Source organism: Siphonobacter sp. BAB-5385 (assembly GCF_002261125.1).
Classification (GTDB): domain Bacteria; phylum Bacteroidota; class Bacteroidia; order Cytophagales; family Spirosomataceae; genus Siphonobacter.
Genome location: NZ_NMPS01000014.1, coordinates 1 through 19,631 on the forward strand (window position 1 = coordinate 1; position 19,631 = coordinate 19,631).

Genomic DNA, 19,631 nt, shown 5'->3' on the forward strand with positions numbered 1-19,631 from the left:
CGTAGTGGTTAAGGCAGGCTGATTCGTCGAAGCATTCCACGTGCCCTTGAACTCCGTGGTTAAGGGACTCGAAAGCGAAGAGAAAAACCGCTTCCACCGTACTCCACCGACGCCGACCAGGGTAGTATTGTTATTATCAGGGGTAGCGTAATCAGAAAAGTCAGGTTTCCAAAATTCGATACGGTTACTTAACCAGGCTTGATAAAACATACCGGGCGTAGGCCCAGTAAACGCCCGTAGTTCGGCATAGGACTGAAACTTGCGGGTTTCCAGCACAAATGGATTACCATCATTGCCAAAAAATGTACCATTGCTGGCGGCAATGGTAGTGTAAGCAGGATTGCTGGGTGCCGCGTTCTTATCAGGAGTAAGTTCAGTGGGCTGAGCCAGCAGACTCAAACTAGAAAGAAAGGCAGCTAAGAAGAGCAGCTTTTTCATTAAATAGAAATTTTAAGGGTAAAAACGAGCGAAGATTTTTCCGGTGAATTGTACGCCAGGAGCTATGTAAAGTTTGAACTGGTATCGTCCGTCCGGTATGGCATAAATTGAACGATCTGGACGCTTATCTGAAGAAACGGCATCGATGACTACGTTTTCGGTTCCCATTCCATGCACGTAGCTTTTACCATTGCTGATATTATTGGCTTCAAAGGTTAGGAACTTTACCCCGCCACCCACTAGCGACGAAGTAAATAGGGTTTTCCAAGCCGCATCGGATTCATATGCGTACTTCCATTCGACTTTACCAGGGGATTCACGAGTCTCAAAAGGGAGAAACAAGCCCGTACTTTGTTTGACAAAATAGACCAGAATCGCATCCCCTTCATTAATGTCAAAACCCAGGTTTTTAAGCGTTAAGAGACCGTTTTCGTAGTCGTACTGGGTTTTCACTAAGGGTTTAGGGAGTTGCCCTTCCGGGAAGTAATTGTAGTAGGTGACAAAGAGGATCTTCCCCCCCTGTAAGTCAACATTGTATTCCATCTGGCCCGGCTCTTCTGCCATGATTACTTCATGATCAGGATCGAGTGATTGGATGGCCGCCTGTCCGGTTTTGGTCCGTTGCTGAATAACTTCCAAAGAATAATCAAGCGTGATTTTATCCTGATCAGTAAGGGGGAAGCCTGCTTTGGTGGGATTAAAGAAGAGTTCGGCTCCGGCCGGAACGTTACTATTTGGTAGAGCTGTAAGCCCACCATCGAAGGAAAAATATGCGTCCGCATCTTTCGTAGCATTGCCAACGTCAAGCCATATACGTTTTGAATTCAGGAATACCCGAACGGGACCAGTAGATGTTCCTGCTAGACCATTTTCAAGGGCGGGTTGTCCGTCCGAGACTACCGGCAAAGCCGTTTCTCTCTGGTTATCTGGCGAAGGAATGATCTTTCCGGTACTATCTAGGAGTTCCTGAATCTCACTGCGACGTGGATATTGTTCAGCCAGGTTTAGCTGAAGCGTGCTACCGTCCTGTGTATGCAGAATAACCTTGCCCTCTTGATCGAGAACAAGGTCTACGATGGCTTTTTTGATCAGCTCATTGACTTTGCGACGAAAGCCAGTCTTGAGCGTATCAAGTTCCTCAATAAGCGATATAATGAACCCCATGTGAGCGTTAGCTGAAGTCGTCGAATCGACATTCTTCCAGTTTTCTTACGTCGTCCGTGGCATTCTCGAAATCTTCGAAAGTCCAGTCGGCGTAATCGCTACACTCGGGCAAAAGAATTGGCGGTTGTGAAGGTACAAACTTTTTCAACAGTTTAAAATCAACCTGCTCAGAAAGAGGTTTGTACTTCATTTCCATCACATACCCCGAAACCCGCTCACCCAGATCATTCGTTACGGTCACATACCCGTAATTCGTTTCCGGAGTCGCCTTACCCCGTAGGGCCTGACGGATGAGCATAAACGTTTTACGCGACAGTCGTTTGCTGAAGTAGACAAATTCGGGAGAGTATTTGGCAATTTGCCCCCGAACCTGCTCTACTGTTACATCGGCCTTTTCGGTAACGGGTTCATATTCGGTCGCACACGCATCCGAAGCGGATAAAGCCGCTACCAAGTCCCCGTTTTGTTTGGCGTATCCGTTTTTCAGAATCTGATCAGGCTTTTTGTACGCAAGACCAATACTCACCAACGGACCATTCGCCAGCAGCATCCGTTTCGGAGTCAGTCGCAGATTGTAGGCCGTTTCAGGTGAAATAATACCTGCTACCGAAGTAAAGCTTTCGTTTCGCTCACTGGAAGCCGGGCTACTGGCAATCGTAATCATCATTTGCGTCTGACCCTCCGGGTTTGGAGTTCCATCGATCCAGTATACGTACTTATTTTCCCAGTTGAGATAGGTACCCACGGGAGCTGAGCGAACCGCCCCGTCGTTTAATACCTTGAACGTACCGCTATTCAAGGGGCTTTGCACTTTCACCAATGCACCGAGCCGAACGTTAGGAAGCTTAGTGACCGTTTTCAGGTAAAATCCGCCGAGGCTTCCGCCCGTGATTTCTGCGAGTACGGACATGGTAGCACCCGTGGGCGGGGTCGTACAAACCACGAACAGTTCATCATCTTCCGAGGTGGAATCCGTGGGGGTTTTCTCGAATTGTACCCGACGAACGGATTCGATGCCGTAACCATCCGCCCGGATGGGTGATAGCAGCTCCAGTTTATTAGGGTTGGCTTGGTAGGGATCGCCTCCGGCCAGCGTGGGCAACGTGTATTCGTGGTCGGTGTTGAACTCATCTAAACCGTTCAGACCTTCGTCAAAATACTTTTGGTACCCGACCTGTACCCGGTTATACAGCAACTCAGCTGCTGTTTCCTCGGAGTAATTTGAACATTCGCCCAGGTCGATGATTTCGACGTCGGCGTAGAACTGTTCACGGGGCAGTAAGCGTATAATCTGATTACCCTCTTCGTCATTTGTGTATTCGAATCCAATCCCGTCCCAGGCTTTACAGGCCGTAAGTAAGGTTTTTAGCGTAACTTCCACGCCGTGCTTATCCGGTTCGAATTGCCGAATCTGGAAACCGTTCGTGATCATCCGGTTGGCCCCGCAGCCGGCAACGGGTTGTTCAGATGAGGCAAAGGAGTAGTAAGGAGCCTCCAGTACCTTCGTTTGCCCGGTGATTTGGGTTAGGGTCCGCTCAATCGCATCTTTTAGCCAAACGGCCCGGCAAAGGCTTCCATCTGAATACGTTGAAGCAATTACCTCTACAGCTGATTTATCGCAACGAACCTTTACGGTCGTAGAGGCCAGCTCGTTCGCATTGTGCTCGAAATGCAGGATACCGTACAGGTAAGCCCGCCACCCGGCCTTCATGTGAACAATTTCGTCAATAGCTCCCTGCAGGCGAATACCCGTGACGCTGGTGCCGCCGCCGCCGCCACTTTGCCGGGTACCGATCCGGAGGAACTTCGTGGGTGAAGCCCCCCGCGGCGATTCCGTATCGAGTACTAGAAAAGCGTCCAAAAACCACGAAGTAATTTTCTTAGCACCAATCGATACTGCCCGTTTTTTGATTGAAAAATCAACCGTAAAGTCCAGGCTGATTTTGAACCGGTAGTCACCCTCGCTTTCGAACTTGAAAAGATACTCGTCAAAGTGCACCGGGCCTTCGGAATCGGATATGCCGAAGGGCTTACCCCCTACAGCCTCCTTGATTTCCGAAACGGAAGGCTCGGAGGTATCGAAAGAAATCCAGACATGCCCGTTGGTATCGCCCTGAAAGGTTTGCTCAGTCAGTTTTTGCGAGGTCACGACCGCTGAGAACTTTTGCTGTATGACTTTCCCGTGCAATGGCAAGTCATACACGGGCATCGGATCGATCGCCACCCCATCCAAGGTTTTCGCCTCGAAGAGATTGACCGTATTTTCCCAGCGGGCTTTAATTTTCTCGTGCAAGGTATCCCGTTCTATTTCACAAGTTACTATATAGTCCTTCCGAGCACGGGTAGCCAGGTTGAGGCGGTACCGGTATTCAACGACGTGAACGGTTTCACCGGGCGGTACCGTCGTTACTTCCAAAAAAATCTGACCGTCTGGACCATCGACCTTGTACACGTCTTCGATCAATCCCCGTCCAGCTGAACAGGTGAAAGCGAGTTCTGTTTCACCGTCCGTGTAATCGAAGTTGAAGCCGTGCCAATCTGTGTCGCGTTTCGCAGTCAGCTCTAACTCTTGCCAGTGAGCGGGTTCGTCGATATACACAATGTCATCGTTGTGTAACAAACGGAAGTATACCGGCAATTCCTCCCGAAGTGCCGGTATTTCAACGGTAGTGCCGTTATCAGCGTAGATTGAATCGGTCATTCAAATATCTGGTTCGGGTGTTTTTGCGGCGGATAAAGCGTTGTACCCCTCGCTCATCGAAGTGCGTTTCATGAATCGGCAGGTCTGCGATTTGCTCACCCACGGCCGCACCAATCGCACGTTCATCAATACGCGTAGAACTCTGCTGCTGGACGTAGATCGCTTCTCCAAGGCGGGCCTGATGAAGTCTACCCGCCATCGACCCGTTGACCTGGGCATCGTGTAGGATTCGTTGGGTTTCCGCTGCGGTGTAGATCGTATCCCCCCGGTTTAGGTGGGCAACGGTTGGACGGTCGTAGTAGAAGTACTTGCCCTGGGACTTGCGAAGCTCCGGACCTTTTTCGCCGACGAGGGCCGGACCTTCCGGAGCATTTTTCGTACCTACTGCGTACGCGGGTAGCGGTTTTGCCAGTACCAACGCCGCTTGGATGGCTCCCTGAGCAATCGCGTACCCGGCGAAAGGTTGACCGCCCGTAATCGGAAACTGGGCGATGGCCTTTGATACGGCGATGGCGGTATTGGCTACAATCTGGAGCAACGCAGCGGCCCGGTCCGCTCGGGCCTGTTTCATCCGAATTTCAGATTGTTGCTTAGAAAACTCCTCCTCAATACGCTTCTGAGCGTCTTTGTTGTCACCTGCCAGTTCCAACTCCCGCGATTTCTGTTTGTCCAGGTTAGCCAGATCCCGATCGCGATACGCATTATTGATTTCGAAAATGGCACTACCGAACTCCGCGGCGAGTTGAATCCCCTGCTCCAAAGATTCCTGACGTCTACGGGCCTCCTCTTCGATCAGATGTTTCTTGTACTCGTACTCATCTCGTGCCAGTTTTGCCCGATCGTTTTTGCCAGCTAATTCCCACTGATAAACTTGCTTGAGGTGGCTTTGAAGTTCATTCCGCTCCGCTTCTTTTAGGAAAATGTAGGAATCGAGCTCCCGGTTAAGTTGGCCTGATTCCTGCTGATATTCCATGTAGGTCGTCGCCTGTTGCTCCGACCGTTTGGAAAGCCGATTCGACAAACCGCCCCCGGGCAGAATCGTCGTTTTCGCGTTTTCTTCAAACGTCTTGTAATCGCCGAGAAGATCCTTCTGAATTTTCCGCACGGCGGCCAGAAACCCGCCGCTTTGGATGAATTTGCGAAACTTCTCCCCGTCCTTCAGAGCCTGCCCCAGTACGGTATCAGTATCGTACTGCATGGGTTTTAACCAGGGTATTTTGTTACGAAACGTCTCCTCGATTTTCTTCAGTAGGGATTTGGCCTTCTGATTTCCTTTCGTTAGCTCCGCTTCAATACCCGGAATGCTTTTCTTCAGGCGTTCCCGGAGCGATTCCAGCAGGTCGTCATTGTCCGCACCGAGAATGTTCTTCTGTAGCTCCTCCTGAGCATCTTTTACGTACCCTTCGATGAGTTTGAACTGATCCCGGATTTCCTTCTGACGGGCGGCGGCGGCTTTCTTACCGGAGTTGTCCGTTTTTTTACCGTACAGTAACTCATTAAGCTCCGTTTTTAACGACGAAAGGTTGAGCCGGGCCACGTCGCCTTTGGAAAGGGTATTATACAGTTGTAATACCTCTTCCCGTGCTCCCCTTAAGGCTTTAGCTTGGTCTTTGGTGAGTTCAGCCTTGCCGTTTTTGCCAATAAGAGCATTAGGAATGGCGTCGATCTGGTCACGAATGGAGGATACCAGTTTATCCGGTGTCGTTTTATCCAGGGGCTTGCCAAGGGCCGGAATCTTGCTGAGCATTTCCTTATGTATCCGGTTGGCTTTAATCAGACCATTCGAGTATGAATCCAAGGTAGACTTTGCCTCAGCCAAATCCTTTCGAGCCTTATTGATATTCTCGCTCCAAATCCGGTACGACTTCCCACCATCATTCCAGGTATCCTTATACCCCTTCTGGAGCTTGTCAACCGTTTTCTGCAAATCCGCAACTCTGGTTCGTTGAACCTCAATCGCACGGGTTTGGGTTTTGATAAACTTTTCCTGATCCTGGGCTGAGGAGCCGGCAAAGTCCGTAACGCGTTGCTCCCGGGCTTCCCTACTGGCCAGTTGCTGATAGGAAGTGTTAGCCAGACCAAACGTATTGAAGGTCATCATATCGACCGTAGCCCGCCCAGCCATTTCAAGAATGCCCTTGGTTCCCCCGTATTTGTTAGCCAGCCGGAAAACCTCGAAAGTTTTAGCGATGTTACCATTCAGCACGGCGAAGAAATTACTGACAGCCCCGGTTTTGTTGAACTCCGCTAGAAAGAGTTGAAAATTAGTCTTCACTACCTGCCAGGATCCGGAGATAGTTTTCAAGTTCTCCTGAGCCTTGTTTCCGGTGATCTTCTCCAGCTCGGCCGCAACCTTGGGTAGTACGTCCTCAGCCAGCAGCTCCCCGTTCTCCATCATCTTCATCAGTTCCCGCTGAGAAACACCCATAGCATCCGCGAAAGTCTTCATGGCCCCAGGCATGGCATCACCTAACTGACCTTTCAGCTCTTCGGCCTGGATGGTACCCTTACTCATCATGTCTCCCAAAGCCTTCATGGCCCGGGAGAGCTCCTCGGCACTGGCTCCGTTGGCAGCAAAGTTGGCAGTGAAGGCCGTGAACACGCGTCGAGCCTTATCACCTTCGATGGCTGTTCCCCGCGTGGCTCCGGTGAATTTGCGAATCGCATCGGTCGTTTCGTTCAGGTTTACCCCGTACGACTTAGCTAATTGACGGGCCGTAGAAAGGTTTTTATTCAGCTCAACCGTGGATGATGAAGCATTTTTAAGGGCAACTTCCTGCCGGTGCATGGTATCGATTATCTCGATACCGCCCGCAATACCTCTGATAACTGCATCGACAGAAAGATATCCAGCCGCTGCCCCAACGAGCTGACTGCGAATACCTTCCAGGGCGGATTTGTAATTCCCTACGTTACGCGTATGAACGCCCATTGTGGCGTCCATTGCTTTCAGAGCTTTATCGTTCTTCTGAATTTGCTCCTGAAGTAGTACCGCCTGTCGGTTATTGAGATTAATCGCACCGGTAGCGGCATTGAACGCGTCGGGAAGGTTCCGAAGGTTCTTGCGGAGTTCGTTGGTTTGTTGGGAAAGCTTGGTGTAACTGCGATCAGCAGAATCGAGCTGCGTTTTCGCCGCTTTGAGAACCGTGCTTTGCAGGGTGATGGCTCCGGCCGTAGCTTTAACTTGGTCAGCTATACGTTTCTGATCACTGGCAAAGTTTTCACTCTTCGGGTCGAGTTGGTTATACTGCTTTTCCAACTCCTTCATCACGCCTTTGAGCTGGTCGATACTATGCTTATTGGCATTGTACGTACTGGTCAGCAATTCGGCGTACTGGGAGTTTTGCTTGATTCTCGTACCAGTACGATCCAGTTCACTACCTAGCTCTTTTAGCTTTGTGACGGAATCACCGGGCATGACGTCGAGACCACGAAGGGCGTTCGTGGTCTGAATGGCGTTCTTTCGTAGCTGATCGTTTGAATTCTTAAGACGATCGAGCCACTTTTCTTGCGACTGACCAAAACGGTCTAACAGTCGCTCCAGACTATTGAGCTGTTTTTCGTAACCAGGGAAATCAAAGAAATCCCCGTGGTTCAAAATGGACATATTCGCCTAAAGGATTTTAGGCGGGCAAGTGTTGGCAGACGTGAAGTTAAGGATTATTTCTTATCGGAACTCAGGGCGATTCCTTCGGGTAAGTCATTCAGGGAGATAGCGGCCAGTAGCGGCTCGGAAAGTTCTCTGTAATCTTCGGGGCTAATCTCCCCGGCATTGTACATTTCTTCGATCTGACGCAAATGATCGGCCATTTGTGTCTTGATAATCTCACGCTTTGCCATGGCATTGAGTTCAATGCTACGGTTGATAATTTCCTGATTGCTCCGAACGATTTCCTCGTTGGAAGGAGCCTTTTTCTTCAGGTAAATGGCAAAGAGAACAAAGGCGACGAATACTCCTAATGCAAAGGCTGTGAACATGCCCCGAAGATACAAAAAATTAGCAGTAATTCAGAGCCGTAAAGTCATCATCGTACACTTCACATTCAGAATTTACATAAGTGGTAGTCAGGCTGGTATTCAGTTTCAAACCGGACTTGAAACTAACCCGTTTGCCAGCGATGTAAAGTTCATCACATTCCAGCATAACAGCCAACGCCCGACAGTTATCGGGTTCGGTTTCCAGAAAATTAATCTTGTAAAACCAACGGGGAAAACTCTTGAAATTACGCGTACGGCCCGTAGTAGCTTCCCGGTACACCTCCTTGTCGTGTTCGGGTTGCTGATCGGTCAGGTTACACTTCAACCGAAAGGCCTGCCGATAATCGACAGGCAAGTATGGCCAGTAGAAATCAAGCAATTTGTTTGGGCTCTTGAAGGAAAATACCCGACTGTAGCGTTCGGCGTCGGCCGTAGCCATAACCTCGACTACATTACTGTACAAATTCCCGGATTTGATACGGTAAACGCCCGGCTTAACATTGCCCGAAAGGGAAAAAGAGCCATACCCGTGCTTACCCGCCAAAAACGTTATTTCTGAAAGTGTGTGATTAACTCCGCTTACTTCCACCCCTGCCCCATTGAGAAGTTTCCAATCACCTGTAGGCATGGTTGCCGCGTTTACATAGTAGGAGTACGTTTCGCCCGGGATAAGTACGACTAACGCGGGTCCTTCCTTGGACTTACCATCCCCAATGAACGGGCGAGGCAAAAGACCGCTTTCGGTACCTGGTTGATTGAACCAGCGGAGAAAATTATTCTGATTTAGCATGAGGCTTGCGTTGTTCGAATTGTTGGATTCGGGCGTAAAACTCGAAAATGCTCAGTTCCTTGGGTTCTTTACACCCGGACTCTTCCAAGGCGGCACAGGTACGAGCAAATGACTTTTCCAGATCAATGATGAAGTTATCCGGATTGCGAGGGTCGAAGCTTGGCGGTTCGGTCAGTTCAGAATAAGCCAGCATAGCCGCTTTGTGCCGCTTTTCGTTATCGGGCGAAGGGTCGGCATAAAACTCGCCCTGACAAATCAGCGAATACCGCAGGGCATCACGGCTGACGGCATCCCCTATTCCGAACCATCCGGGGAAGGCTCGGTCCAGCTCAGTTTGAAGTTTTTTTTTAAATCCGTCGCCAGTTTATCAGCGTCGGCGGCGGTAAACCCCCACTCTGACATCTTATCCCGGAGCTTCATAAGTGTTTCTTCATCCCGCTTGCGAAAGGGCATCCCGTCTACCTCAGCGACTAAGCACAAAAGGGCCATACTGCTCATATCCATTCCTCCCAGGAACTGATATAAGCCGAAATACATATTCCGTAGCTCGGTTTCAACCGCCTCCGGATTGTTTGATGCGAGGTGATTCAAAGCCGAAGCAATGCGATCACCGTAATTGCCCAGATTGTCAACCGTGAAGGCCGCCGCCGCTGCGTACCGTTCGTGAAGCTTGTAGATGGCGATCGGCGTTTCAAAGATCGAGTCGTAGAATGCTACGCTGTGACCGCCCATAGGAATCGTTTTCATAAGCCGCGTTTTAGAATCATGAGAAAAGGGGTTCCGAAAGCGGCTCCGGCCAGAGCTCCAGGCAGGATAAGAAGCGGCGGGATCACAAAAAGCAAAATCAAGCAATTAAGCCAGAAACTCTGACAGTACAGACAGCGAAACACCTGCCAGCCTGTTTGATGATAGGCCCATTCGCTAATCTCCCACTTTCCGGAAACGAATAAAACCCCGACGACTACGAGGCTTACAAAGATGACGTCGTTTAACATGGTTTTTGGTAGTAAACGGTGAGTGATATCCGAAAGCCGCAGTACGGAAACTTCAGCCGTTCGGGTTTGATTGTTTCCAGATCGTACCCGCGAAAGATATCCGCGGCATGATCATCGTAGTATTCATCAATTTTCATGACGAACTCGCAGGCCCGAAGTTGCTCTTCTACCTCATACTTGAGTGTTTCGAGGTAGATATCATCACGCCGGCTCGGGTGATCGAGTTCGTGAAAGTTGACCCAAACGATCAGGCTCAGGTCGCGATTAGCTAGGTATCCACCTGTCGAAAGCAACGCATCGCCGTACCGCTCCGGTCCTTCCGTTCGAAAGAAGGACTGAGCCGCAACAAAGTCGTTCGGAAGAACGCTTCTGTATTCGTTTTGTCCTGCGTATACAGCGGGTTCGGCCTCCGTTTCTTTCAACTTCGAGACGGTAAACGCCCGGCCATAGATGACTTTCAGCCAGGAAAGCATAGATAACCTCAGCTGGAGCTGTAAAATCACGTGTTCCAGGCCAGCCGCCCCGGACGTGTCATTGAGGGTATGAATAATAGCAGGATTCATAAGTGCCGTAACAGGGATTTGAATTGTTTCTGGGCATCAGGCTTCATTCGGTTACAGAGAATGCCTTTGTTGCGATCATTCAGACCAAAGATGTCTACGCTGTATTTGCGGGAAAGCGAAAGCGTTTTCCAGTCAAAGGCCGTGATTTCATTGCCGCCCCTTACCCGCTTCATGTACATGCTATCCTGAAAGTCACCCGTATCCTTAAGCGTAACACGGTCGTAAGGTTGCCCCTTGGCTTTCTTGATAGCAACCGTCACCTGAGTATACGGGGGATTAATGGCTTTTCCCGTATCGAGCTGCCCTACCTTCAGCTGGCGTTTGTTGAGTTCTAGAGCGTACGCAGAATGGCGGTTAACGGCCCAGTCAATCAAACCCTTCATATCGATGGCTTTGAGCGGCCCCATAAAGAACTCTTTGATTTGATCGGCTTTCGTTCCCATGTTACCAGGCTCCTATCTCGATTCCCGTGTTCGCGTCTTTGCAGGGCAGGCAGGTTTCGTTCAAATCTGAAAGATCCAGATTCAAGCTTTTCATGGCCTGTTTAAGAAGCGTATGCGGGTTTTGGGGGTTTTGAAACTCGTACAGATAGTTATAGGCTTTCACCTCAGCTACGTTCCCGGCCTGATTCACTCGGGTAGATGCGGCCATGATTTCGAGCAGGCCTATTGCCCACTGGAGCTGAATAGCTCTGGCGAATACGTTTCTCTGCTGGATTACCCGCTCGGTAACATCGCACACCACGTCGAAAACCAGATTCAGGCCGAAATTGGTATCAGTGTGGTACGTATAACTCTCCTCATCACCCAAAGCATTGGCCGGAGCGGAGATGGCCTTTATTTCCACGTAGGGACTCCACTTGCCGACGATCGTAGCGTAAGCCGGGTTACACCCCCAGCAATTACCCTTACCAATTGTGCGAGCCACGCGAACAGCTCGGGCCTCTTCGGGCAAGTCGTTTTCATCATACCCCACCAGGTACGTTTCACCCATTACATTCTCCGACCAATACGGTAGAGATACCGGCGACGAAAGCGAGTCATAAAAGAACTTGCCTTGATGTTGATAATTGACAGGGATCGATTGCAAAGGTTCATCAGACGTGATTCGGTAAATTTTTATGGGGATAGCACCGTTACCAGAAAACTGTACACCTACGCGGCGAAGGACTACAGCCAGATCCGTTTCTTTAGGCCGAATAAGAAAACCGACAAATCGGCCTTTCTTTTCGATCTGATCAGGCAGGCGGCCATTCTCGTTCAAAAGCATTCCGCTGCTGAGTAGCTCCTTGCCGGCTCCCGCTTCTTTCTTCGTATCGAGGAATGAATTCAGTACCGTTGTAACCGCGTCCCGGTACGTACGGCGAAGAACCTGAGATAGCAGGCTGGTAGGTTTCCACCATGTAACATCGCTAACCGGGTGATCCTGATTGTTGTCCTGCAGGCTGGTGTAAAGCTTATCGCCCGACTTGACAATGGTACCCTTTGCAAAGGTCGTTTGAAGGTCATAGGCCGTGAATGCGATAAAATTCTGCGGGCCATCTGCTAGCGTAGCAAGGAGATTGCCGGAATTAATCAACGCGTGAACCCCATTAACCAGTAATCCAGACTCGGAAGCCTGGATATCGGTGTCGATGAAATCCTCCTTATCAAAGCTGGATCGGTATCCCACCAGCCCGGCCAATTCTGAAAATATACGTTCGCTTAAAATCATTGCCGTTTGAAAGAAATAGCCCCGCCCGTTTGCTGGGCGGGGCTACGATGTTCAGGGGTGAGAGTAACCTATGCCGCCTGTGAAGCCGTCGATGGGGCTTTCACGTTTACCTTAATCGTTTCGGACTTTCCAGCCTCAGACGAGTAAGATTTTACGAATGCCGTGTCTTTGAAAAAGTCCATCTGCATGGCGTACGAACGTTCAAGGCCAGGGATGGTAGACTCATTCGGGCCCATCGTCACCAATACCCCCCATAGTGCTCCATACGGATCTTCCCAAGTGGTGTATTTGTAGGTACCATCCCAGCTACCTTTTCCGTCATATCCACCGTTCGAGCGGCAGTCGTATTCGATCCAATCCAGCACACCGTAACTACCTTTACCGAACATGTAATGCGATTCTAAGGTATTGGCCGGAACGGTGATATGCGGAGAATAACCGAAATCGTACTGACTTGAAAGCAGTTTTTCAAGGTTCTGCTGGTTAGCTGAACCCATCGTGCTCATGTACGTACGCATGGCCATAGCGTCGTAATTGGCTACATCGTGGAATGGCCCTTGAAGTTCATTTTTCATGAACAGTGTAGGCATGTAGATGTACAGCTTATCTTGAGGGATTTCGTAAGCTCCACCCGCAATCGTTACACCCGCCAAAGTCGTAGTGGCCAGAGCCGTAGTCTTTGAAGCGTTCAGGTAATCCGTAGCCATCTTGTCAAAAGACTCTTTACCAGCTACCAAATTGTTTTGGTACACGGCACGCAAACCATTTTGGATTTGGTGAGCAATGTATTCCGCTTCGCTGATGTAGTTGCCCTGGTGAACCGCTTCGCGAGTTTTTACCGTGAAACCACGCGTAAACCAGTTCAGTGTCACCAGGTCAGATTCGGGTTCATCCCCTGGTAAATTAAGCCCCCGCTGGTTATGAACCGTTGCGTTATAGCGTTTCAATACGGGAATAGTAACCTGACGTTCTTGGGAGGTACGTGCCTTCTCCAATGCAGTCTTGGTTACTAACTGGTTTGTTCCTTCCCGTAACGCCATATACGAACCCATAAGCGAGTTCCGATTTTCAAACTCGGTGAATTTGTCTTTGGCCATGATGACGGCCTTGTCAAAAACGGTTGCAGCTATACCTGCCATTTTCTGAAGAATTTAGCGTGAAACAATGTTACACCGCTCGGGACAAAGGTTTGTTAGCTGCTGAAAGCCCGGTTCTGGCTGAGGGAACCGGGCCTAGTGTTTACTGCTGTTCGGTCGTATCGTAGGTCTTCATAACCTCCACGTACTTGTCAGAACCGCGGGCATGACCATCTTTATTCAGCTGGTCACGGGCCTGATCTTGCGTCAAACCCGCGTACTTATTCGCTTCTCCACTGTTGCCGTTGTTACCACCCGTTCCAGTACCCTGCTGCTGTTGCTTTTCAGGAGCCAGGAAGGTTTTGTAACGCTCCTTGATGATATCGGTAGGATTGAGAGCCTTACCGTCCTTCAAAAGAGCGGTTTCACCTTCGAAGAATACGGTACCACGTTCGGCATCGGGTTTTGCCTCCAACTCACTCGTGAATACTGCTCGGAGAGCCTTACGTTGGTGATTTACGTAAGCGTTCTTTTCCTCGTCCGTTTTCAGATGGGGAGGAATGAAAATATTCACGTTTTGAACGGCCCCGTCGATAAGGCCGTTCACCTCTTTTTTGTAGGCTTCGGCGTCCTTCGTCTTCAGCTCACTTTTCAACGTATTGAGTTCGGTACGAAGCTGAGTGAGTTCTGACTTATCAGTTGCTGATGATGACGCACTGGTTTTTAATGCAGTGAATTCCTCCGCCGCCCAGTCAAGCCCTTTTTTGCCTTCGGGTTTCTGCTTTCCAGTCAGTTCGACCATTTTAGTTTCCCAGGCATTGTGGGCATCGCGAGTCGCTTCGCTTTTGGCGGCGGTAATTGCCTGATCAATATCCGATTGTTTTTTAACGACACTACCGGCACTGGTCAGAGCGGCAATTACTTCGGGTTCGATTCCTTTGAGGAGTTCGGATTTCAATGCGGCATCGCTGTCGATAGCGGTCCGGATTTCTGCAAAAGTTAAACTCATTGTGTTGGCTGATAATTGGTTTTAAGGGGAAATCAGCCGAGTTGCCCCGGCTGATTTAATTAATTAGGCTTTAGGACCTGCTAAGGTTTGAGCCTCTTTCTGGGCTCGCTTAACAGCTTCTTTTGCGGCCTCCTCAGTCTTTTTCGCGTCTTCGTTGACGATAGCTTCTTTGGATTTCAAATCCGCCTGAGACTGTTTAAGTTGTTCCTTCGTGTCGGCCAGTTGCTGACGAAGGTCTTCCAGCTCCTGTTCCTTTTTCTCCGCGATTTCCTGTTTTTTCAGGTCTAGTTCAGAAGGAACGTCGGCCCCCTTGCTAGGCTCATGGAGGACCGTTACCTGAAAATTCAAGGAGCGGTGGGAAATAACCCCATCCTTTTCGACAAAGGTGTCTTCAAACTCTTCCGGCGTGTAGCACTGCACTTCCGCAATACCTTTGGCCGCTACGGTAACGTTCTGACCCTCCATCTTACGGGTTACGGTCTGCCGTACCCAGAAACACTTCTTATCGAAGTTATTAGGCAGTTTGTGGAGTTTCTCGCTGTCTTTGTTCCCAAAGTTTTCTTCTTGCTTCGACATAATTGTAAAGTTCAGTTTCGATGGTTTCGAGCTTCTTTGCTATGTTTCCGTTTGACCCGAAGCTCACTAGGTCACCGTTGTCGCGTTCGAATTGCCCCACGTAACGCGGAAAATTGGCTTTCAACTCATAATCCACGGTGCCTTGCGGAACGCTTTGCAAAGGCACGTCAGGGTAAGGTTCAAGCAGCTCAAGGAAGGTGAGACGCTGTAATTCGTGATCATTGTTCCGGGCTAGCAGATGTACGACGCGTCTGCGAAGTACTTCCAGCAGGAACATAGGCAGGCCTTTTGAACGGGCATCCTGATACGCCGTTAACGCGTCCTGAAGGGTTTCAAGGTAGAATTCACGGCCATAGTTTACGGTGACCTTAACAAACTCAACCCCGTAGCGTAAGCGGCCAATTGTTTCCAGAATCCAGCGGTGCGTACGCTCCAGGTGTTCGGCCCAATAGATCAGTTTGTTGATACGGGCTTCGAACTGGCTTTGCACCTGGTCTTCGTTCAGGGCCTTGGTTTTATCCGGCTCCTGATCGTACCCCGTCAAAAAGTGAAACAACTCCTTTTTCAAAGAGTCGACCTTTTCGGTAATGTAGTCCAGCGTATCTCTCGGAAGCGTTACAAACCCGGCTGGAGTAGGAAGGGGATGCTCACCGGCACCGGGTTGGTTGATCTTAAACGCGGTACCAGGCCCAGCAAAACTATTCTGACAATCATTCGGGCACTTTTTAGACTTCGGCTGATTGTTGTCATCGATCCAAGCAATGGTACCGCCCATACAAGCCCCATCATTGTCTCTGTAAGTACATTTTTCCTTCAGGTACCACAGATAAGGATATGCGGCGTGCAGGTCTACGTCTTCCTTGAAAACATCGGCCATCACCAACCGATCCATGTCCGCTAGGGCATCGTAAAGTGGGGAGAGGCGGCGGATTCCTGCATCCCCGAATTGATCGTGCCAAATGAAGCTTACCGGGCAGTAACCCAGTGAATGTTCTACCTCACGTAATAGCGTATACGTTTCCTTACCTTCGCCGTTCTTCTCTTTCGAGAATATACGGAAGTACCCTTCATCAAAAGCCGCGAACCTGTCCTTAGCAATGCTGAAAATGCAGTACTCGATGCTTTTGTCAGCATTTAAACCAAGGTCAAAAACGTTGGCAATGGGCAGTAAGTAAGCGTACGGTTCCGGATACTCACCAAACATCTGTGTTTCGGGTAAGTCAACGACTACCAGCGAATTGCAACGTTCAAAAATCGCGTTGAAGACATCTTCCCTTACGAACGTTTCGATCTTCTTACTTCGAACGTATTCCCGGAAGTCTTCGTCGGTTTCGGGCGTAGTAAACTCCCAGCCAATAAATCGGTCCTGAGCCTCAAAAACCCGGTTCAAATCATCCGAGGCACGGCTGATCTGACGACGGGTAGGAAGGGGAAACTGTAAAAGCTTGAAGAAAGCGGCTCGTTTACGCTTTTGGGTTAGAATACCTTCAACGAGGCTTTTGAACTTAGGAGCATAAGACCCAGCCTCTTCAATGTTAGAGGCTGGGCGTGCATGAAATACGGTTCGCTCGTCATCACTCCCCGCTAGAAGAATCGCCGTTCTGTTCCTCGGCTTCTCCAGATACGTTTGCAGTTCTTGTGCTGAGCGTCTCACCGTCAAAATGAAGTTTCGATTTCTTGGGTAGCGACCAACCGCTTAGCCCAGTAATTGTTTGATACCGTAGGATAGCCTGTGCGTGATCGTGGCTAAACTCCTGCTCCTCCCCCTCGGGGTCTAAAGCAAGCTTTACCCCGCCCTTTGCCATTACGCATTGATGAGAGCGTTCAGGGAAAAGTTAGCCTTATGGAAGGTTAAGCCCTTTGACCACAACGCAGGAAAGTTGAACCGCAGCGGATAGTTAACGGCCTTCCCACGACCACCTAAGGTTGGATCACTGATAGTGACATTGTACACGGGAATAGGCTTACCGCCGATAGATCCAATTTTATCCCCTTCACAGAAGAGATAAGTTCCCAGGCGAGTAGGTCCGGAAAGGGCAATTGATGCTCCTGTTAGCGAACGGAGAGCATCAATCTGAGCGGATGAAGCTCCCATGATCTGGAACAGGCCCGAGCTGAATCCGTAGGACTCAACCACTGGAAGGCCCATTGCCGTTGTTCCGTCATTACCACCCGTTTGGTTAGGCTCACCTGGAGTGATCGGGTCGCCCGCGTCCGACAGGAAAGGGGTTAGTACGATCTTCTTGGCATCCGCAGCAGTTAGAGCCGCCGTCCAAGCCGCTTCGGTAATGATGTTTGCTTCGGTAAAATCACTACCCGAAAGCAACTGGTAACCCATTCGCATAACCTTACCAGGAATGACTTCGCAAGCGTTGGCTGGTACAGATTTGAGGGCAGCTAATCCGGGGCAATCGATTAAAGATGACATGCCAGCTATGGTTAGAAAAGTGAAAATGCGACGTTGGTAGGCTGGCTGCTGAAAAGAAGCGTTGACAGAACAATTTTCCCGGAGTTTCGGGCAGACGTCGCTACCCGCCCTATGCCCCAGTGTTCAGCCAACCTTTTGCCCGCGTGAGCGTGCAGAGGACAAAAGTAAAAAATTGGACATTATTTCCAATATCCACCCAAAAAAATTTATGCTTGCGTTGCTCCACCCTGTAAAACCCGTTTCCGGTACATGCTGGTGTAGCGAATTGCGTCCAAAAGGTGATTGTATTTATCGACCGGGGTTTTCGTTACGTATTCGCCCTGAGTTACGTAAACGTACTTATCCAGTTCATAACCAATGTGGAGGGATTCTTCCGTGTAGTAGTTATCCAAATCGTTCACGTCCGAAATCCCGGTTTCGATACTGCCCTGAAACTTAGGCACCCCCACGATGTTAAAGCCGTAATCATCTCGCAATTCTTTGATCTTATCCGGACGGGCCGAATCAGCAACAATCAACTCGCTGGTGATTCCAATAGCTCGCATACGTTCGGCCAATTGAGGCGTAGTCAGCTCAGGATCGTAAATGTGCTCTTTATGATGAGCCCGGTTCCCCCAGAAACGGGATTGAACTAATGCCATCGGGTTATCTGTATTCCACCCAAAGTCAAGCCCGTAGATTTCGACCTGGTACATATCCATGAGCCGGGGAACAGTAGGCCATTTCGGGTAGATTGCCGTTTGTTCGTTACGCCCAGGGTTCTGTTGGTATACGGCTAGGAAAGACGTCTTAGAATTGCTTTCGGTTTCTTTGAGCTTTTCTAGCGAGTGCTTTTTCGGGTAAAGCGGCTCCCCTACTTCACGCTTATCATACTCCCGGATGTCCTCAGTCTTAACAGCTGGGAAAATAATCCACTCCCAGTTCTTCTCTTTTTTCATTAGCATACCGGGCAAGTCGTTCTCGGCCCAGCGGGTATTCACGAGTAGTACCTGGGAGTCGTTATGCAGACGGGCTTTGGCTACTTCGTTCCACCATTCCCAATTTCCGGAAAGGACTGCATCCGAACGGGCCTCGTCTGAGCCCTTAATTAAGTCGTCAATGATCAGGATATCCACCGGGTTCCCGGTAATGCCCCCACCGCGGGGAATGGTGCGAATAACGCCTTTGTGGCCGACGATTGATAGAGTCTTCGTGTTCTTCTCCTCTGCTGAGTCCATCCGTCGCCCGGTTGCCAGCAAATTACCGTACACGGCCCGGTAAGGCTTGGAGAGCATTACATTTTGTATGTAGCGGTTGAATTGGGTTACCAGGTCTTTTCCGTACGCGGTAAGCAGAATATTCAAATTAGGATTTAGCCCAACCAAGTGAGGAGGAAAATGGCGGGTGGATAATTCAGACTTCCCATGCTGGGGGGGCATTAACACACCCAATCGCTTGATCTTACCTTCAGCAAACAACTGCAAGCGGCTGGCGATGTAAACGTGAAAATCCTCAGGTACGTACCGAGGATTCATGTCCATTACGAAACGTAGGTAGTCTTTCGACCACTGACGTCGCTTCAATTCCGCTAAAACCCTATTCGGGTCAATTCCCTTCAACGCCTCCAACTGCCGAGGCGAGAGCTTCGAGCTGCTCATCTGTCAATTTGCTTAGATCAATATTCAGGCCCACTTTCCCGCCCGACTCGTCAATGATTCGTTTCGGGGCATCCACACCCAGCAGGTTCGCTTCCCGCTCCATCAGCTTGGTATACACCATCAAGAACCTAGGATCGCCGTTTGTTTCTTCGATGGTCAGTGACTGCTCACTGTCGGAAGGCAAAACCATGTTCTCACCCGTAGCTTTTCCTTTCGCATCCGTTAGCGGCACTTTCTTACCCTTGGTTTTGGAATGTTTCTTGGTTTTGGCTTCCAAGGACTTTTCCCACCCCTTCATGGACTTTCTCTTCAAGTCCACTATTTCGGCAGCCTGACGAGCCTGCAATTCGGTTACATCGCGGTTTATCTGCTCTTTCCAATCATCCCTGAGTTTGATAATGATCTTACGAATCATCGAACCTGAAAGTCCCAACTCCTTCCCGATTTCTTCCGAGGTCATCCCCATTCGGGCCATCTTTGCGATCTCTGCTTCCCGGGCCAATTTCGTTGTCGCATTCAGTTTATTCGCCATTGCCAGTGTGAATTTTCATGAGGTGTGAGAA

At 49.7% G+C, this 19,631-nt stretch carries 19 protein-coding genes; all 19 read right to left on the minus strand.

Going from position 1 to position 19,631, the window contains the following annotated elements:
• On the minus strand, positions 1-438 hold a 438-nt coding region (locus BWI93_RS00945), incomplete at its 3' end, for a hypothetical protein (protein WP_141217303.1).
• Between the two features lie 12 nt (positions 439-450).
• Positions 451-1,602: a hypothetical protein gene (locus BWI93_RS00950; protein WP_094808306.1), complete on the minus strand. Its 1,152-nt coding sequence runs from the start codon at positions 1,600-1,602 to the stop codon at positions 451-453.
• A 7-nt stretch (positions 1,603-1,609) separates the two neighbouring features.
• Positions 1,610-4,303 (minus strand): hypothetical protein, encoded by a 2,694-nt coding sequence (locus tag BWI93_RS00955; RefSeq protein WP_094808307.1) that lies wholly within the window; start codon positions 4,301-4,303, stop codon positions 1,610-1,612.
• Positions 4,281-7,910, minus strand: a complete 3,630-nt coding sequence (locus BWI93_RS00960; RefSeq protein WP_094808308.1) for a tape measure protein — start codon at positions 7,908-7,910, stop codon at positions 4,281-4,283. The genes BWI93_RS00955 and BWI93_RS00960 overlap by 23 nt, the downstream gene beginning before the upstream one ends.
• A 53-nt stretch (positions 7,911-7,963) precedes the next feature.
• On the minus strand, positions 7,964-8,281 hold the full coding sequence (locus BWI93_RS00965) for a hypothetical protein (RefSeq protein WP_094808309.1): 318 nt from the start codon (positions 8,279-8,281) through the stop codon (positions 7,964-7,966).
• 19 nt (positions 8,282-8,300) lie between these two features.
• On the minus strand, positions 8,301-9,071 hold the full coding sequence (locus BWI93_RS00970) for a hypothetical protein (RefSeq protein WP_094808310.1): 771 nt from the start codon (positions 9,069-9,071) through the stop codon (positions 8,301-8,303).
• Positions 9,055-9,264, minus strand: a complete 210-nt coding sequence (locus tag BWI93_RS00975) for a hypothetical protein (protein WP_094808311.1) — start codon at positions 9,262-9,264, stop codon at positions 9,055-9,057. Before BWI93_RS00975 ends, BWI93_RS00970 begins: the two co-directional genes overlap by 17 nt.
• Before the next feature lie 101 nt (positions 9,265-9,365).
• Positions 9,366-9,818, minus strand: a complete 453-nt coding sequence (locus tag BWI93_RS00980) for a hypothetical protein (protein ID WP_094808312.1) — start codon at positions 9,816-9,818, stop codon at positions 9,366-9,368.
• The gene (locus tag BWI93_RS00985; protein ID WP_094808313.1) at positions 9,815-10,066 is read right to left on the minus strand and encodes a hypothetical protein; all 252 of its coding nucleotides are present in this window, start codon (positions 10,064-10,066) and stop codon (positions 9,815-9,817) included. The genes BWI93_RS00980 and BWI93_RS00985 overlap by 4 nt, the downstream gene beginning before the upstream one ends.
• Positions 10,060-10,629, minus strand: coding sequence for a hypothetical protein (locus BWI93_RS00990; protein ID WP_094808314.1), 570 nt, complete (start codon positions 10,627-10,629; stop codon positions 10,060-10,062). Before BWI93_RS00990 ends, BWI93_RS00985 begins: the two co-directional genes overlap by 7 nt.
• Positions 10,626-11,072, minus strand: a complete 447-nt coding sequence (locus BWI93_RS00995) for a hypothetical protein (RefSeq protein ID WP_094808315.1) — start codon at positions 11,070-11,072, stop codon at positions 10,626-10,628. Before BWI93_RS00995 ends, BWI93_RS00990 begins: the two co-directional genes overlap by 4 nt.
• Before the next feature lies 1 nt (position 11,073).
• Positions 11,074-12,342 (minus strand): hypothetical protein, encoded by a 1,269-nt coding sequence (locus BWI93_RS01000; protein ID WP_094808316.1) that lies wholly within the window; start codon positions 12,340-12,342, stop codon positions 11,074-11,076.
• Between the two features lie 68 nt (positions 12,343-12,410).
• Positions 12,411-13,481, minus strand: coding sequence for a hypothetical protein (locus BWI93_RS01005; RefSeq protein ID WP_094808317.1), 1,071 nt, complete (start codon positions 13,479-13,481; stop codon positions 12,411-12,413).
• A 100-nt stretch (positions 13,482-13,581) separates the two neighbouring features.
• Positions 13,582-14,427 carry a hypothetical protein gene (locus BWI93_RS01010; RefSeq protein ID WP_094808318.1) on the minus strand — a complete coding sequence of 282 codons (846 nt, stop codon included), beginning with the start codon at positions 14,425-14,427 and terminating at the stop codon, positions 13,582-13,584.
• Between the two features lie 63 nt (positions 14,428-14,490).
• On the minus strand, positions 14,491-15,003 hold the full coding sequence (locus tag BWI93_RS01015) for a hypothetical protein (protein ID WP_094808319.1): 513 nt from the start codon (positions 15,001-15,003) through the stop codon (positions 14,491-14,493).
• On the minus strand, positions 14,942-16,657 hold the full coding sequence (locus tag BWI93_RS01020; RefSeq protein WP_141217304.1) for a hypothetical protein: 1,716 nt from the start codon (positions 16,655-16,657) through the stop codon (positions 14,942-14,944). Before BWI93_RS01020 ends, BWI93_RS01015 begins: the two co-directional genes overlap by 62 nt.
• A gap of 150 nt (positions 16,658-16,807) precedes the next feature.
• A complete protein-coding gene (locus tag BWI93_RS01030) occupies positions 16,808-17,431 on the minus strand; it encodes a hypothetical protein (protein ID WP_094808322.1) in 624 nt (207 codons plus the stop codon).
• 206 nt (positions 17,432-17,637) lie between these two features.
• Positions 17,638-19,068: a terminase large subunit gene (locus tag BWI93_RS01035; protein WP_141217305.1), complete on the minus strand. Its 1,431-nt coding sequence runs from the start codon at positions 19,066-19,068 to the stop codon at positions 17,638-17,640.
• On the minus strand, positions 19,016-19,600 hold the full coding sequence (locus BWI93_RS01040) for a hypothetical protein (protein WP_094808324.1): 585 nt from the start codon (positions 19,598-19,600) through the stop codon (positions 19,016-19,018). The genes BWI93_RS01035 and BWI93_RS01040 overlap by 53 nt, the downstream gene beginning before the upstream one ends.
• Between the last annotated feature and the right edge of the window lie 31 nt (positions 19,601-19,631).

Bases quoted from the DNA above. Each gene is read 5' to 3' on its own strand.
- BWI93_RS01035 (WP_141217305.1), bottom strand. From the start codon at position 19,068: ATGAGCAGCTCGAAGCTCTCGCCTCGGCAGTTGGAGGCGTTGAAGGGA.
- BWI93_RS00990 (WP_094808314.1), bottom strand. From the start codon at position 10,629: ATGAATCCTGCTATTATTCATACCCTCAATGACACGTCCGGGGCGGCT.
- BWI93_RS01000 (WP_094808316.1), bottom strand. From the start codon at position 12,342: ATGATTTTAAGCGAACGTATATTTTCAGAATTGGCCGGGCTGGTGGGA.
- BWI93_RS01030 (WP_094808322.1), bottom strand. From the start codon at position 17,431: ATGTCATCTTTAATCGATTGCCCCGGATTAGCTGCCCTCAAATCTGTA.
- BWI93_RS01040 (WP_094808324.1), bottom strand. From the start codon at position 19,600: ATGGCGAATAAACTGAATGCGACAACGAAATTGGCCCGGGAAGCAGAG.
- BWI93_RS00995 (WP_094808315.1), bottom strand. From the start codon at position 11,072: ATGGGAACGAAAGCCGATCAAATCAAAGAGTTCTTTATGGGGCCGCTC.
- BWI93_RS01015 (WP_094808319.1), bottom strand. From the start codon at position 15,003: ATGTCGAAGCAAGAAGAAAACTTTGGGAACAAAGACAGCGAGAAACTC.
- BWI93_RS00960 (WP_094808308.1), bottom strand. From the start codon at position 7,910: ATGTCCATTTTGAACCACGGGGATTTCTTTGATTTCCCTGGTTACGAA.
- BWI93_RS00965 (WP_094808309.1), bottom strand. From the start codon at position 8,281: ATGTTCACAGCCTTTGCATTAGGAGTATTCGTCGCCTTTGTTCTCTTT.
- BWI93_RS00955 (WP_094808307.1), bottom strand. From the start codon at position 4,303: ATGACCGATTCAATCTACGCTGATAACGGCACTACCGTTGAAATACCG.
- BWI93_RS00980 (WP_094808312.1), bottom strand. From the start codon at position 9,818: ATGAAAACGATTCCTATGGGCGGTCACAGCGTAGCATTCTACGACTCG.
- BWI93_RS00970 (WP_094808310.1), bottom strand. From the start codon at position 9,071: ATGCTAAATCAGAATAATTTTCTCCGCTGGTTCAATCAACCAGGTACC.
- BWI93_RS00975 (WP_094808311.1), bottom strand. From the start codon at position 9,264: ATGCTGGCTTATTCTGAACTGACCGAACCGCCAAGCTTCGACCCTCGC.
- BWI93_RS01010 (WP_094808318.1), bottom strand. From the start codon at position 14,427: ATGAGTTTAACTTTTGCAGAAATCCGGACCGCTATCGACAGCGATGCC.
- BWI93_RS00985 (WP_094808313.1), bottom strand. From the start codon at position 10,066: ATGTTAAACGACGTCATCTTTGTAAGCCTCGTAGTCGTCGGGGTTTTA.
- BWI93_RS00950 (WP_094808306.1), bottom strand. From the start codon at position 1,602: ATGGGGTTCATTATATCGCTTATTGAGGAACTTGATACGCTCAAGACT.
- BWI93_RS01005 (WP_094808317.1), bottom strand. From the start codon at position 13,481: ATGGCAGGTATAGCTGCAACCGTTTTTGACAAGGCCGTCATCATGGCC.